This is a genomic window from Actinomadura kijaniata (assembly GCF_014138665.1).
Classification (GTDB): domain Bacteria; phylum Actinomycetota; class Actinomycetes; order Streptosporangiales; family Streptosporangiaceae; genus Spirillospora; species Spirillospora kijaniata.
Genome location: NZ_JACJIA010000004.1, coordinates 725750 through 739246, shown reverse-complemented (window position 1 = coordinate 739246; position 13497 = coordinate 725750). Strand labels below are relative to the sequence as shown.

11 protein-coding genes are annotated in these 13497 nt (G+C 75.1%); 3 read left to right on the top strand and 8 right to left on the bottom strand.

Annotated elements, in window-relative coordinates:
- Nucleotides 1–23: 23 nt before the first annotated feature.
- The 3 genes from HNR61_RS19470 to HNR61_RS19460 all read left to right on the top strand — a co-directional run bounded on the left by HNR61_RS19470 (nucleotide 24) and on the right by HNR61_RS19460 (nucleotide 4814).
- Nucleotides 24–2081: an ATP-binding protein gene (locus tag HNR61_RS19470; protein ID WP_182844535.1), complete on the top strand. Its 2058-nt coding sequence runs from the start codon at nucleotides 24–26 to the stop codon at nucleotides 2079–2081.
- 103 nt (nucleotides 2082–2184) lie between these two features.
- Entirely contained in the window at nucleotides 2185–3108 is a 924-nt protein-coding gene (locus tag HNR61_RS19465) for a protein kinase domain-containing protein (RefSeq protein ID WP_182844534.1), read from the top strand.
- A gap of 62 nt (nucleotides 3109–3170) precedes the next feature.
- Complete coding sequence (locus HNR61_RS19460; RefSeq protein ID WP_220509480.1) at nucleotides 3171–4814, top strand: serine/threonine-protein kinase; 1644 nt, start codon at nucleotides 3171–3173, stop codon at nucleotides 4812–4814.
- Nucleotides 4815–4819: 5 nt separating this feature from the next.
- Here the strand turns inward: HNR61_RS19460 and HNR61_RS19455 are convergent, their stop codons facing one another.
- The 8 genes from HNR61_RS19455 to HNR61_RS19420 all read right to left on the bottom strand — a co-directional run bounded on the left by HNR61_RS19455 (nucleotide 4820) and on the right by HNR61_RS19420 (nucleotide 13406).
- Nucleotides 4820–5680 carry an ATP-binding cassette domain-containing protein gene (locus tag HNR61_RS19455; protein WP_182844533.1) on the bottom strand — a complete coding sequence of 287 codons (861 nt, stop codon included), beginning with the start codon at nucleotides 5678–5680 and terminating at the stop codon, nucleotides 4820–4822.
- A gap of 127 nt (nucleotides 5681–5807) precedes the next feature.
- Entirely contained in the window at nucleotides 5808–6860 is a 1053-nt protein-coding gene (locus HNR61_RS19450) for an ABC transporter permease (RefSeq protein ID WP_182844532.1), read from the bottom strand.
- Nucleotides 6857–7810 (bottom strand): sugar ABC transporter substrate-binding protein, encoded by a 954-nt coding sequence (locus tag HNR61_RS19445; RefSeq protein WP_312897975.1) that lies wholly within the window; start codon nucleotides 7808–7810, stop codon nucleotides 6857–6859. The genes HNR61_RS19450 and HNR61_RS19445 overlap by 4 nt, the downstream gene beginning before the upstream one ends.
- A gap of 66 nt (nucleotides 7811–7876) precedes the next feature.
- Nucleotides 7877–9721: a 3D-(3,5/4)-trihydroxycyclohexane-1,2-dione acylhydrolase (decyclizing) gene (iolD, locus tag HNR61_RS19440; protein ID WP_312897974.1), complete on the bottom strand. Its 1845-nt coding sequence runs from the start codon at nucleotides 9719–9721 to the stop codon at nucleotides 7877–7879.
- Nucleotides 9718–10575 carry a 5-deoxy-glucuronate isomerase gene (iolB, locus tag HNR61_RS19435; RefSeq protein ID WP_182844530.1) on the bottom strand — a complete coding sequence of 286 codons (858 nt, stop codon included), beginning with the start codon at nucleotides 10573–10575 and terminating at the stop codon, nucleotides 9718–9720. Before iolB ends, iolD begins: the two co-directional genes overlap by 4 nt.
- 1 nt (nucleotide 10576) lies before the next feature.
- Nucleotides 10577–11536 (bottom strand): 5-dehydro-2-deoxygluconokinase, encoded by a 960-nt coding sequence (gene iolC, locus HNR61_RS19430; protein ID WP_182844529.1) that lies wholly within the window; start codon nucleotides 11534–11536, stop codon nucleotides 10577–10579.
- A complete protein-coding gene (locus tag HNR61_RS19425; protein ID WP_182844528.1) occupies nucleotides 11533–12390 on the bottom strand; it encodes a TIM barrel protein in 858 nt (285 codons plus the stop codon). The genes iolC and HNR61_RS19425 overlap by 4 nt, the downstream gene beginning before the upstream one ends.
- On the bottom strand, nucleotides 12387–13406 hold the full coding sequence (locus HNR61_RS19420) for a Gfo/Idh/MocA family protein (RefSeq protein ID WP_182844527.1): 1020 nt from the start codon (nucleotides 13404–13406) through the stop codon (nucleotides 12387–12389). Before HNR61_RS19420 ends, HNR61_RS19425 begins: the two co-directional genes overlap by 4 nt.
- Nucleotides 13407–13497: the final 91 nt, after the last annotated feature.

Genomic DNA, 13497 nt, shown 5'->3' with positions numbered 1-13497 from the left:
ATCATCACGGATTCCGAGGCTTCATGACGCGTTCGCGGGGTGACGAGCTGCCCGCCGAGACGACCAGTCTCATCGGCCGGAACCGGGAGGTCCGCGAGGTCGAGGCGGTGCTGGCGCGCGCACGCCTGGTCACGCTGACCGGCATCGGCGGGGTCGGCAAGACGCGGCTGGCCCTGCGGGTGGCGCGCCGGGCGGGGCAGCAGACGGGGCACGGCGGCGCGTTCCCCGACGGGGTGCGGCTGGTGGAGCTGTCGCCGCTGCGCAACCCCCACCTGCTGGCGCACACCGTCAGCGCCGCGCTCGGGGTGCCCGAGCAGGCCGCGTTCCCCCAGGAGGACGTGCTGGCGGCGTTCCTGGCCGACAAGCGGCTGCTGCTGGTGCTGGACACCTGCGAGCACCTGGTGCGGCCGTGCGCGGACCTGGCCACGCGGCTGCTGACCGCCGCGCCCGGCCTGCGGATCCTCGCGACCAGCCGGATCCCGCTCGGGGCGCCCGCCGAGCGCCGCTACGCGGTGGAGCCGCTCGCCGACGACCGGCACGCGGTCGCGCTGTTCCTGGACCGCGCGGCCGCGGCCCGGCCGGACGTCGAGACGCCGCTCGGCGAGGAGGCGGTGCGGCGGCTGTGCCGCAGGCTCGACGGCATCCCCCTGGCGATCGAGCTGGCGGCGGGCCGGATGCGGTCCCTGACGGTCGACCAGCTCAACGACCGCCTGGACGACCGGTTCGGCGTGCTGGCCGGGGCGCGGGTCTCGGCGCCGCGCCACCAGACGATGCTGACCACGATCGGCTGGAGCCACGAGCTGTGCCGCCCGCCCGAACGGCTGCTGTGGGCGCGCCTGAGCGTGTTCGCCGGACCGTTCGACGAGGCGGACGCGCGGGCGGTGTGCGCCGGTCCCGGACTGCCCGCCGAACGCGTCGGCCGCGTGCTGGCCAACCTGGTGGACAAGTCGATCGTGCTGCGCTCGGGCGGCCGGTACCGGCTGCTGGACACGCTGCGCGAGTACGGCGCCGACTGGCTGGTGAAGCTGGGCGAGGACGACGACCTGCGGCACCGCCACCGCGACCACTACCTGGACAAGGCCCGCCGGTTCGACGAGGCCTGGTGCGGGCCCGACCAGATCGCGCGGCTGCGCCGGATCCGCGCCGACCACGCCGACTTCCGGGCGGCGCTGGAGTTCTGCTTCGGCCGGACCGGCGCGCACGCCTCCGGGCTGGAGCTGGCCGGACGGCTGACCCACTTCTGGACCGCCACCGGCCTGCTCACCGAGGGGCGCCGCCACCTGGACCGGGCCCTGGCGCTGTGCCCCGAGCCGTCCCGGGCCAACGCCCGCGCGCTGTGGGCGGCGGCGCTGCTGGCCGTGACGCAGGGCGACCCCGACGCCGCCGACCGGCGGCTGGCCGAGTGCCGCGCCGTGCTCGCCCTGGTCGACGACCCGCACGCCGACGCCTGGGCGACCACCATCGAGTCGGTCGTGGCGGTCGCCCGGGGACGCCCCACGCGGGCCGTCGCGCCGGCGGTGGCGGCGCAGCGCGCGTTCGCCCGGATCGGCCGTCCCGACGTCGGCGCCCTGCACGCCCGGACGGTGCACGGCATCGCCCTGATCGACGACCGGCGGCTGGTCGAGGCGCGGGACGTGCTGGACGACGCCCGGGAGCAGGCCCTGGAGCTGGGCGAGGACTGGCTGCGCAGCCACGCCGAGCTGTTCGCGGGCATGACCCGGCTGACGCTCGGCGACACCGCGGCGGCGCGGCGGTCGGCGGTCGCCGCGCTGGAGGTCAAGCAGGCGTTCGGGGACCGGTTCGGGTGCGCGGTCGCCGTGGACCTGACGGCCCAGATCGCCGCCGTCCAGGGCGAGGCGCGGCGGGCGGCGTTCCTGGTGGGCGTGGCCGACGCGCTGTGGGGTTCGCTGCGCACCGACCGGGTGGGCGCGCCGCTGCTGATCGAACGCCACGGCGAGTGCGTCTCGGCGGTGCGCCGCCAGATCGGCGACCGGGCGTTCACCCTGCTGCGCGACCAGGGCCGCACCCTGGATCCCGACGAGGGCGTCGCCCGCGTGCTGCGCGGCGAGACGCCCGCCTGAACCGGCCCCCGCGCACGGCGGCGAGTGTGGCTTGTGCCGCTTTACACCGCCGTGCGCATGCGCATACTGGACGCCGGAGACGACGGGCGGAGGAGCCGACGGGATGCGGGTGCTCTCGGGCAGGTACGAGTTGCTGGGCCCGCTGGGACGCGGCGGCATGGGAACGATCTACCGGGCCCGGGACCGCGAGCTGGCGCGGCTGGTCGCGGTGAAGATGCTCCCCGACGACCTGCTGGACCGGCCCGAGTCCCGCAAGCGGTTCCAGCGCGAGGCGCGCACCGCCGCCGGGCTCAACCACCCCAACATCACGATGGTGTTCGACATGGGGCGGGACGGCGACGGCGAGCAGGGGCAGCCCTACCTGGTGATGGAGTTCGTGGACGGGCACAACCTGTCGCGGGTGCTGGCGGGCGGCCCCGTCGCGCCCGCCTGGGCCGCCGCCATCGTCGCGCAGGTGCTGGAGGCGCTGGAGCACAGCCACGGGCGCGGCGTCGTCCACCGCGACGTCAAGCCCTCCAACATCATGGTCACCGGGCGGGGCCCGAACCCGCGGGTGAAGGTCCTGGACTTCGGGATCGCCAAGATGATGGGGCAGAACGCGACCCGGCTCACCGCGACCGGCGTCGCCGTCGGGACGCCCAGCTACCTGGCCCCCGAGCAGGCCGAGGCGCGGGAGGTCGACGCGCGCACCGACCTGTACTCCACCGGCTGCGTGCTGTACGAGATGCTGACCGGCCGCCCGCCGTTCGTCGCCGACCACCCGTCGGCGGTGCTGATCCAGCACCTCACCCGGCCGCCGGCGCCGCCCTCGGAGCTGGTGCCGGACCTGCCGCCGGGCTGGGACGCGGTCGTGCTGCGGGCGCTGGCGAAGAAGCCGTCGGACCGGTTCGCGGACGCGCCGGCGATGCGGGAGGAGATCCTCGCCCTCGCCGCGCGGCGGCCCGCCGCCCCGCCCGCGACCCGGCACGACATCGCCGCCCCGCAGGACGGGCGCACCGCCCGCCTGCCCCGGGAGCATCCCCTGTAGATCGACTTTCCGGGCGTCCGGCGCGTCCCACCACGCGAGGAGAGCCGGGGAAGGGAGCGGACGTGTCCGAGTGGCGGGTGTCGGGCTTCGACGAGGTGCGCGAACTGGGACGGGGCGCGCAGGGCCGGGTGGTGCTGGCCCGGCACGCCGAACGCGGCGCCCCGGTCGCGATCAAGTACCTGGCGCCGGGCGCGGACCCGGCCGCCCGCGACCGCTTCCGCCGCGAGGCGGCCCTCCTCGGCCAGGTCCGCGACCCGCACGTCGCGCGGCTGTACCGGCTGGTCGAGCACGGCGAGCACATGGCGATCGTCATGGAGGCCGTCGACGGGGTGTCCTACCGGGAGATCCTGGGGCGCTACGGCGCGCTCGACCCGCTCGCCGCGCTGGCCGCCCTCAAGGGCTCGCTCCGCGGGCTGGCCGCCGCGCACGCCGCCGGGGTGGTGCACCGCGACTACAAGCCCGCCAACGTGATCGTCCCCGCCGACGGCGGCAGCAAGCTCATCGACTTCGGCGTCGCGACCGTGCGGGGCGAGGCGTCCGGGGCCGGGACGCCGCTGTACATGGCCCCCGAGCAGTGGCGCGGCGAGCCCGCCTCCCCCGCGACCGACGTGTACGCCGCGACCTGCGTGTTCTACGAGTCGGTGACCGGCCGCCGCCCCTACGGGCCCGACCGCGCCGCCGTGCGCGCCGGGCACCTGACGCGGCCGGTGCCGGTGGAGGACGTGCCCGAACCGCTGCGGCCCCTCGTCGAGCGCGGCATGGCCAAGGACCCGCGCGACCGGCCGGCGGGCGCGGCGGCGTTCGCCGGCGAGCTGGAGGACGCCGCCCGCTCGGCCTACGGCGCGGACTGGGAGGCGCGCGGGCTGCGGACGCTGGCCGGCGCGGCGGTCGCGTTCGCGGCGGTGTTCCCGCTGGTCGCGGCGGGTCTGGTGCCCGGCGCGGCGGCGAGCGGCGCGGCGGCGGCCGGGGGGACGGCCGCGACGGCGGGCTCGTCGGGGGTCCTGTCGGCGCTCGGTACCAAGGGCGCGGTGGCGGTGGCGGGCACGGCCGTCGTCGGCACCACGGCGGCGGGGATCGGCGTCTACCAGGCGACCAGGCCGGACCCGCCCGAGCGCCGCGTCGCCGCCGCGACCTCCTCCCCCGCCGCCCTGCCGGGCCGCCCGGTGAACGTCGGCCCCCTGCGCCTCACCCTGCCCGAGGGGTGGCGGGTCACGAAGCTGGCGAGAGAGGGCGCCAGCTACCGCGTCGACGTTCCCGGCCGCTGCCCGTCCGCCGAAGGCAGGCGCGTCTACTCCCACCTGTACAACAACGCCTGCCCGAGCTTCGCCGTCGTCGACGAGTACGGGCTGTTCTGGAAGGGGCCCGAGGCCAACCGGACCGAGGCGACCTACCGGCGCGGCAGCTTCTTCCATCCCTCCAACGACGTCGGTCACGTGTGCCCGCCCGACCCGGATCCGGCCCGGCACATCGGCGCGCTCGGCGAGCGGCGGGTCCGGCAGGGGACCGCGCGGGTCGGGAACCGCACGGCCGAGTACTACGAGTGGCGGATGCGCTGCGTGCGCGCCGACACCCAGGGCCGGGTCAGCCCGAGCGACCCGCGCTTCACCCAGCGCACCTGGTTCCTCCCGCAGTCCAGGATCCTGGTCGTGGACGAGTGGGGCACCCCGGGCCTCGACCGGATCCTGGAGCGGGCGACCTGGATCTGACGCGTTCAGTCCTCCTTCGTGGCGTGCAGTCCCTCCGCCTCCCGGGCGAGCTCCTCGGCCGCCGCCGTGCCGGCGCGGTCGTCGGCGGCGGACTGGAGTTCGTGGGCGAGCTCCTCCAGTTCCGCGCCGCCCGCCATCAGCGCGGTCAGCTCCTCGCGCGTGATCTCGGACTTGGCGCAGTGGTGCAGGCTCCGCCCGCGCTTGAGGACCAGGAAGCGGTCCCCGACCGGGTAGGCGTGGTGCGGGTTGTGGGTGATGAACACGACGCCGAGGCCGCGTTCGCGGGCCTGGACGATGTAGCGCAGCACCACCCCGGCCTGCTTGACGCCGAGCGCGGCGGTCGGCTCGTCCAGGATGAGGACCTTCGCGCCGAAGTGGACGGCGCGGGCGATCGCCACGCACTGGCGCTCGCCGCCCGACAGGGTGCCGATCGGCTGGTCCACGTCCCGCAGGTCGATGCCCATGCGCAGCAGCTCCTCCCGGGCGGTGCGGCGCATGTACGGGATGTCCATCAGCCCGAACGCGCGGCGCTTCTCCGAGCCGAGGAAGAAGTTCCGCCACACGGGCATCAGCGGGACGACCGCCAGGTCCTGGTAGACGGTGGCGATGCCCCGGTCCAGTGCCTCCCGGGGCGAGGCGAAGGAGACCTCCTCGCCCTGCACGCGCAGGACGCCCTCGTCGTGCCGGTGCAACCCGGAGATGATCTTGATGAGGGTGGACTTGCCCGCGCCGTTGTCGCCCAGCACGCAGGTGACCTCGCCCGCCGACACGTCCAGCGACACACCGTGCAGCGCGATGATGTTGCCGTAGTGCTTGCCGACGCCGTCCAGCTCGACCAGCGGCGTCCCGTTCCGCGCGGCGGTCATGGCGCCTCCTGGTCTGGACTGAGGAGTGTCGGGATCGGGAGCCTGCGAGCGATCGTGAAAGCGACGGGGGAAGACCGGGAGTCCCGGCGCCATGACCCGCCGCGCGCACGCGCGGCAATGAGCACGGTCATCTCGACTGCTCCACTCTGCGGCGGACGACCAGGTTGACGACGGTGGCCACCAGCAGCATCGCGCCGAGGAAGAACTTGAACCAGTCGGGGTTCCACTCGGCGTACACGATGCCCTTGTTGACCATGCCGAAGATGAACGCGCCGATCGCCGCCCCGATCGCCGAGCCGTAGCCGCCGGTCAGCAGGCAGCCGCCGATGACGGCGCAGATGATGTAGAAGAACTCGTTGCCGACGCCCTCGCCGGACTGCACGGTCGCGAACGCGAACACCAGGTGCATCCCGGAGAACCAGGCGCAGAACGCCACGCCCATGAACAGCCCGATCCGGGTGCGGTCGACCGGGACGCCGACGGCGCGGGCGCTGGCCGCGTTCCCGCCCACCGCGAAGATCCAGTTGCCGACGCGGGTGCGCAGCAGGATCCAGGTGGCGACGGCGACGAACACCAGCCACCAGAACACGGTCATGTTGACCTGCACGCCGCCGATCCGGACGTCGGCGGCGAACACCGCGCGGGCGGAGGCGAAGCCGTCCATGTCGCGGACCGAGTCGGAGGCGACGTTGCCGGTGACCAGCTTGGTGACGCCGAGGTTCGCCCCGGCCAGCATGAAGAACGTGCCGAGGGTGATGATGAAGCTCGGCAGGCCCGTCCGGACGTACAGCAGCCCGTTGAGGAACCCGAGCCCCAGCGTCAGCACCAGCGAGACCAGCACACCCACCCATAGGTTCAGGGTGAGCTGGTAGCCGGCCAGCGCGGCGATCAGCGCGGAGGTGGTGACCATCACCCCGGCCGACAGGTCGAACTCGCCGCCGATCATCAGCAGCGCCACCCCGACCGCCATGATCCCGAACGTGGAGGAGGCGTACAGCACCGTCGAGAACGACGGGGCCTGGAGGAACGCGTCGGCGACGACCGAGAAGAACACGAACACCGCGATCGCGCCGAGCAGCGCGCCCAGCTCGGGCCGGGCCAGCAGGCGGCGCGCCGGGGACCGCCGGCCGAGCCGCTCGTCGGCCGCGGCCGACGGCGGCCGCGCCACGGCCTGGCTCATCGGGTCCCCCGGTTGGCGAACGCCTCGATGGAGGCGGCGTTGTCGCCGCTGACGATGGCCGGGCCGGTCAGCACCGGGCGGCCGCCGCCGAGGGAGTTGCCGTTGGTCCTCATCAGCCACAGCCCGTCCACGGCCTGGTAGCCCTGCAGGTAGGGCTGCTGGTCCACGGCGAACGCGATCGCGCCGCCCTTGATGGAGGCGACCAGCTCCTTGTTCATGTCGAAGGTGGCGATCTTGGCCTTGCCGCCGGTCTCCCGCACCACGTCCACGGCGGTGTTGGCGAACGGCGCGCCGAGGGTGAGGATGCCGTCGATGCCCTTGTCGGCCTGGAGCTTGGCGGTGAGCGAGGACTTGACCTGCGGCATGTTGGTGCCCTGCACGAACAGGTTCTGCAGGTCGCCGCCGAAGGTCTTGCGGGCCCCGGCGCAGCGGTCCTCCAGGCCCACGTTGCCCTGCTCGTGGATCACGCACAGCGCCTTCTTCGACCCGATCCTGGCGAGCTGGGTCCCGGCGGCCTCCCCGGCGACCTTCTCGTCCTGCCCGAAGTGGACCAGCGCGCCCAGCCGCGCCGACGCGTCGGCGCCCGAGTTGATCGACACGACCGGGATGCTCGCGGCCTTGGCCCGGGCGAGCACGTCGCGCATCGCGTCGGGCTTGGCGAGGGTGACGATGATGCCGTCGACCTTCTTGTCGATGGCGGACTGGACGAGCTGGGCCTGCTTGCCGCCGTCGGGGTCGGCCGAGTACAGCAGTTCGACGTTGTCCTTGGCGGCGGCGGCCCGCGCGCCCTTCTGCACGACGTCCCAGAAGGTGTCGCCCTGGCCCGAGTGCGTCACCATCGCGATCTTCAGGCGCGGTCCCTTCGCCGGACCGGCCGCCTGCTCGGCCTTGCGTCCTCCCGAGCCGCTGCACGCGCTCAACGCGAGCACCGCCGCCGCGGCGACGCTCACCAGACGAAACGTTCCCTTCATCGGGGGCTCTCCGTTCTCCCTGGGGGGTGGGATGAATCGTAGGGATCAGAGATGGTGCCGTCGCGCCCGTCGATCTTTTTCGTACCGGGCGCGGGCCTGCCGGGTGGAGTCCAGGGCCGCGACCTCGGCGACCGGGACGTCCCACCAGGCCTCGCTGTCGGGAGCCGGGAGCAGCGGATCGGTCTCGACGCGCACGACCGTGGTCCGGGTGGCGGCCCGGGCCCGGCGGAGAGCGGTGCGCAGTTCGTCGGCGGTGGCGGCGCGGATGACGTCGGCGCCGAGGCTGGCGGCGTTGGCGGCCAGGTCCACCGGCAGCGGGCCGCCGTCCAGGCCGGTGTCGGTGCGGGCGCGGTAGCGGGTGCCGAACCGCTCCGCGCCGACCGACTCCGACAGATTGCCGATGGAGGCGTAGCCCTGGTTGTCGACCAGCACGACGACGAGCTTGATCCCCTCGGCGACGGCGGTGGCGATCTCCTGCGCCATCATCAGGTACGAGCCGTCGCCGACCATGACGAACACCTCGCGGTCGGGGGCGGCCATCTTCACCCCGAGCCCGCCGGCGATCTCGTAGCCCATGCAGGAGTAGCCGTACTCGACGTGGTAGCCCTTGGGGTCGCGGGCGCGCCAGAGCTTGTGCAGGTCGCCGGGCATGGACCCGGCGGCGCACACGACGACGTCGCGGGGCCCGCTCGCGTCGTTGACGGCGGCGATGACCTCGGCCTGGGCGAGCGGGACGCGGCCCCGCGGCGCGCAGGCCGCGTCGACGGCCGCGTTCCAGCGGGTGGTCAGCGCGGCGATCTCCTCGCGGTAGGCGTCGGTGACGGTGTGGCCCGCCAGCGCGGCCGTCAGCGCCCGCAGCCCCTCGCGGGCGTCGGCGACCAGGGGGACGCCGGCGAGCTTGACGGCGTCGAGGCGGGCGACGTTGAGGTTGACGAACCGGACGCCCTCGCGGGCGAACGCGGTGCGCGAGGCGGTGGTGAAGTCGCTGTAGCGGGTGCCGATCCCGAGCACCACGTCGGCCTCGCGGGCCAGGGCGTTGGCGGCGGGGGTGCCGGTCGCGCCGATCGCGCCGGCCGACCGGGGGTGGTCCCACGGCAGGGCGCCCTTGCCCGCCTGGGTCTCGGCGACGGGGATGCCGGTCTGCTCGGCGAACGCGCGCAGCTCGCCGGTGGCGCGCGCGTAGATCACGCCGCCGCCCGCGACGACCAGGGGGCGTTCGGCGGCGGCCAGCAGCGCGGCGGCCTCGGTGACCGCGTCGGTCTCGGGCAGCGGGCGCGGCACCCGCCACACGCGCGGGGCGAACAGCTCCTCCGGCCAGTCGTGCGCCTCGGCCTGCACGTCCTGCGGCAGGGCGAGGGTGACCGCGCCGGTCTCGGCCGGGTCGGTGAGCACGCGCATCGCGGCCAGCAGCGCCGAGGGGAGCTGCTCGGGCCGGTTGATCCGGTCCCAGTACCTGGAGACCGGCCTGAGGGTGTCGTTGACCGACACGTCGTGGGAGCGGGCGTCCTCCAGTTCCTGGAGGACGGGGTTGGCGGTGCGGGTGGCGAAGACGTCGCCGGGCAGCAGCAGCACCGGCAGCCGGTTGACGGTCGCCAGGGCGGCGCCGGTGACCAGGTTGGTCGCGCCGGGGCCGATCGAGGTGGTGCAGGCGAAGGTGGCGAGCCGGTCGGTCATCCGCGCGTACCCGGCGGCGGTGTGGACCATGGCCTGCTCGTTGCGGGCCATGAAGTAGGGGAACCCCTCCTCCAGCAGGGCCTGGCCGAGGCCCGCGACGTTGCCGTGGCCGAAGATGCCGAAGCAGCCCGCGAAGAACGGGCGGCGCTCGCCGTCGCGTTCGGAGTGCTGGGCGGCCAGGAAGCGGACCAGGGCCTGCCCGACGGTGAGTCTCACGGTGCCTCCTGCGCGCTGGTGAGGGGAAGGCGGGGGTCGAGGGACTGGCCGGGCCAGGTGTCGCGGACCGCGGCCTCGGCGGGGTCGTCGGTGATGCGCCAGGCGCGTTCGGGCGACGGGCCCGCCATGACGTTGAGGTAGTACAGATCGTGGCCGGGCGGGGACATCGCCGGGCCGTGCCAGCCGTGCGGGACCAGCACCACGTCACCGGTGCGGACCTCGGCGAGCACGTCGATGGGGCGCTCCTCGGTGCCGTACACGCGCATGTAGCCGCGGCCCCCGTCGCGGACGGCGAAGTAGTAGATCTCCTCCAGCTCCGACTCGTGGGCGGTCTGCTCGTCGTGCTTGTGCGGCGGGAACGACGACCAGCAGCCGCCGGGCGTCAGCACCTCGCAGGCGATGAGCCGGTCGGCGTGCGGGAAGCCCTCGGGGGTGCAGAAGTTGGTGACCTGGCGGCTGGCGGCCCCCGCGCCGCGCAGCTCGACCGGGATCTCCTCGGCGGGACCGTAGCGCGGGGCCAGGCGGTCATCGCAGCGGGCGGCGGGCAGCGCGAACCGGCCCTCCCCGGTCACGGTGACGCGGCTGTCGCGGGGGACGTAGGCGAAGTCGGTGACGCGGGTGAACACGCTCCGGCGCCCGCGCAGGTCGAACCTCTCGCCCTCGCAGGTGACGGTGAACCGCCCGGCCAGCGGCAGCACGACCGTCTCGAACCCGCCGGTGTCGAAGGTGTGGGACTCCCCGGCGGGCAGGTCCAGCACGCGCAGGGCGGTGTGGGACCAGCCCGCGGTCTCGGGCGTGACGTACACGTCGTAGGGGCCGCGCCGGGCGGCCCCGGCGGGCAGGTGCGGCTTCATGTCAGCCCTTCCCCTCTCGTAGCAGGGCCTCGACCTCGGCGGTGGTGGGCATGGCGGCCGAGCACGCCAGCCGGGACGCCACGATCGCCCCGGCCGCCCCGGCGAACGCGAGCAGGCGCTCCAGGTCCCAGCCCGCCAGCAGGCCGTGGCAGACCGCGCCGCCGAACGCGTCGCCCGCGCCCAGCCCGTTGACGACCTCGACCGGGACCGGCGGCAGCTCGACGGTCTCCGCCCGGGTGGCGGCCAGCACGCCGTCCGGGCCGCGCTTGACGATCGCCAGGTCCAGGCCCAGGTCCAGCAGCGCGGCGGCGGCGCGGCGCGGGTCGCGTTCCCCGACGGCGACCTCGCACTCGTCGACGTTGCCGACGGCGACGGTCGCGTGCCCCAGCGCGCGGCGGACCAGCGGGCGGGCCCGGCCGGGGTCGCGCCACAGCATCGGCCGCCAGTCCAGGTCCAGGACGGTCGTGCCGGGGTGGGCCTCCAGCGCGGTCAGCGTGGCGGTGCGGCTCGGCTCCTCCGACAGGCCCGTGACGGTCGCCCACATGACGCGGGCGGCGGCGATGGCGTCCAGGTCGAGTTCCTCGGCGCGGATCTCCAGGTCGGGGGCCTTGGGGTGGCGGTAGAAGTACAGCGGGAAGTCGTCGGGCGGGAAGATCTCGCAGAACGCCAGCGGCGTCGGCAGCCCCGGCACCGCCGACACGAACCGGTCGTCCACCCCGTACTCCTTGAGCGCCCGGCGCACGAACCGCCCGAACGGGTCGTCGCCGGTCCGCGTGACGACGGCGGTGGAGCGGCCGTGGCGGGCGGCGGCGACGGCGACGTTGGTGGGGCTGCCGCCGAGGTACCTGCCGAACGTCTCCACGTCCTCCAGCGGTACCCCGATGTCGCGCGGGTAGACGTCGACGCTGACGCGGCCCATCGTGACGAGGTCGTGGGCGGCGCGGGCGTGGGCGGCGTTCATCGCGTCGCCTCCGCCAGGAAGGCCAGGCTCCGCCGCACGTCGTCGCGCGGCCCGGCGCCCGGCGCGGGCTCGGCGGTGAGGACCGTGTCCTGCTCCATGACGTACCAGCCTCCGTACCCGGCCGCCTCCAGCGTGCTGACGATCTCGGCGATGTCGACGTCCCCCCGGCCGAGCGGCCGGTACATGCCGCCGGCGACCGCCTCGGTGTAGCCGAGGTCGCCGGTCAGGACCCGCTGGGCCAGGGCCGCGTCGACGTCCTTGAGGTGGACGTGCCCGATCCGGTCGGCGGCCGAACGGGCGAGCGCGACCGGGTCGGTGCCGCCGACCATCAGGTGCCCGGTGTCCAGGCACAGCGGGATCGCGGAGCCGTCGAGGACGCGTTCGACCTCGGCGCGGCGTTCGACGACCGTGCCGACGTGCGGGTGCAGGGTGGCGAGGCGGCCCCGGTCGGCGGCCAGCAGGGCGACGGCGTCGAGCCGGTCCAGCAGTGCCGCCCAGGCGGCGGCGTCCGGTTCCGGCCGCTGGTCGTAGCCGTCCCGGCCGGTGGCGGCGGCCAGCACCAGCACCGCGCCGCCGGGCAGCGCGTCCATCGCGCGGACGACCTCCGGGAGCGGGTCGTGGCCGGGCTCGTGCAGGAGGGCGGGGACGAACGCGCCCGCCAGCGCGAGGCCGTCGCGGGCCAGCAGGGCGTCGCGTTCGCGCGGGTCGGCGGGCAGGAAGCCCCGGGGCCCCAGCTCGGTGGCGGCCAGGCCGAGCTCCCGCATCTCGGCCAGCACGCGGGACGGCGCCATCTGGTGGCCCCACCCCGGCACCTCGCACACGCCCCAGGAGATCGGCGCGCCCGCGACCCTCATCGCGCCACCCCCGCGGCGCGGCGGACCTCGGCGGGATCGACGGCGCGGCCCTCGCGCAGCGACAGGTCGCACGCCTCGGCCAGGCAGAACGCCTCCAGCGCCTCCTCGGGCGGGCACGGGTTGGCGCGCCGCCCGGCGGCGACCTCGACGAAGGCGCGCAGTTCGGCGTCGTAGGCGTCGGCGAAGCGGTCGAGGAAGCCCTCGTAGGCGCGCTGCGGCTGCCGGTCGCCCGGCACGGGGGTGACGGGGGTGCGCGGGTCGAGCCCGGCGGCCAGGCTGTCCTTGGAGCCGAACAGCTCCAGCCGCACGTCGTACCCGGCGGCGTTGTAGCGGGTCGCCGCGACCAGCCCGAGCGTGCCGTCGTCGAGGACCAGCAGCGCCGCGCCGGTGTCGACGTCGCCGTGCTCGCGGAACATCGCGTCGCCCCGGTTGGCCCCGGCGGCGGTGACCCGGACGACCTCGCGGCCGGTGACGTGGCGGATGGAGTCCAGGTCGTGGATCACGCAGTCGCGGAACAGGCCGCCCGAGGTGGGCAGGTAGGAGGCGGGCGGCGGCGCGGGGTCGAGGGTGCAGGAGCGGACGGTGTGCAGCCAGCCGAGCGTCCCGGCGGCGACGGCCTCGCGGGCGGCCTGGTACCCGGCGTCGAAGCGGCGCTGGAAGCCGACCTGGACCGGGACCTGGGCGGCGCGCGCGGCGGACACGATTTGGAACGTTCCATCAAGGTCCGTGGCGAGCGGTTTCTCGCAGAACACCGGAACGCGGGCGGCCACCGCCGCGCCGACGAGCGGGGCGTGCGCGGCGGAGGCGGCGGCGACCACCAGGCCGTCGAGCCCGGCGGTGAACAGGTCCTCCACCGGGTCCACCGCGACGGCGGCCCCGCCGAGTCCGGCGGCCAGCTTGCGGGCCCGCGCGGGGTCGGCGTCGGCCACCACCAGCGACTCGACCTCGGGCAGTTGACACAGGGCGGCGGCGTGACGCGCTCCGATGCGCCCCGCCCCGGCCAGTCCGATCCTCATGGCTCCCCTCCCGGTCGGCGGTAGGTGCGCCCCGAGTGTGATGGAGCGTTCCAGGGCCGTCAATGGCCGGGACGGGTCCTTCCCGGCAATG

Bases quoted from the DNA above. Each gene is read 5' to 3' on its own strand.
- HNR61_RS19465 (WP_182844534.1), top strand. From the start codon at position 2,185: ATGCGGGTGCTCTCGGGCAGGTACGAGTTGCTGGGCCCGCTGGGACGC.
- HNR61_RS19455 (WP_182844533.1), bottom strand. From the start codon at position 5,680: ATGACCGCCGCGCGGAACGGGACGCCGCTGGTCGAGCTGGACGGCGTC.
- iolC (WP_182844529.1), bottom strand. From the start codon at position 11,536: ATGAACGCCGCCCACGCCCGCGCCGCCCACGACCTCGTCACGATGGGC.
- HNR61_RS19450 (WP_182844532.1), bottom strand. From the start codon at position 6,860: ATGAGCCAGGCCGTGGCGCGGCCGCCGTCGGCCGCGGCCGACGAGCGG.
- HNR61_RS19420 (WP_182844527.1), bottom strand. From the start codon at position 13,406: ATGAGGATCGGACTGGCCGGGGCGGGGCGCATCGGAGCGCGTCACGCC.
- iolB (WP_182844530.1), bottom strand. From the start codon at position 10,575: ATGAAGCCGCACCTGCCCGCCGGGGCCGCCCGGCGCGGCCCCTACGAC.
- HNR61_RS19470 (WP_182844535.1), top strand. From the start codon at position 24: ATGACGCGTTCGCGGGGTGACGAGCTGCCCGCCGAGACGACCAGTCTC.
- HNR61_RS19425 (WP_182844528.1), bottom strand. From the start codon at position 12,390: ATGAGGGTCGCGGGCGCGCCGATCTCCTGGGGCGTGTGCGAGGTGCCG.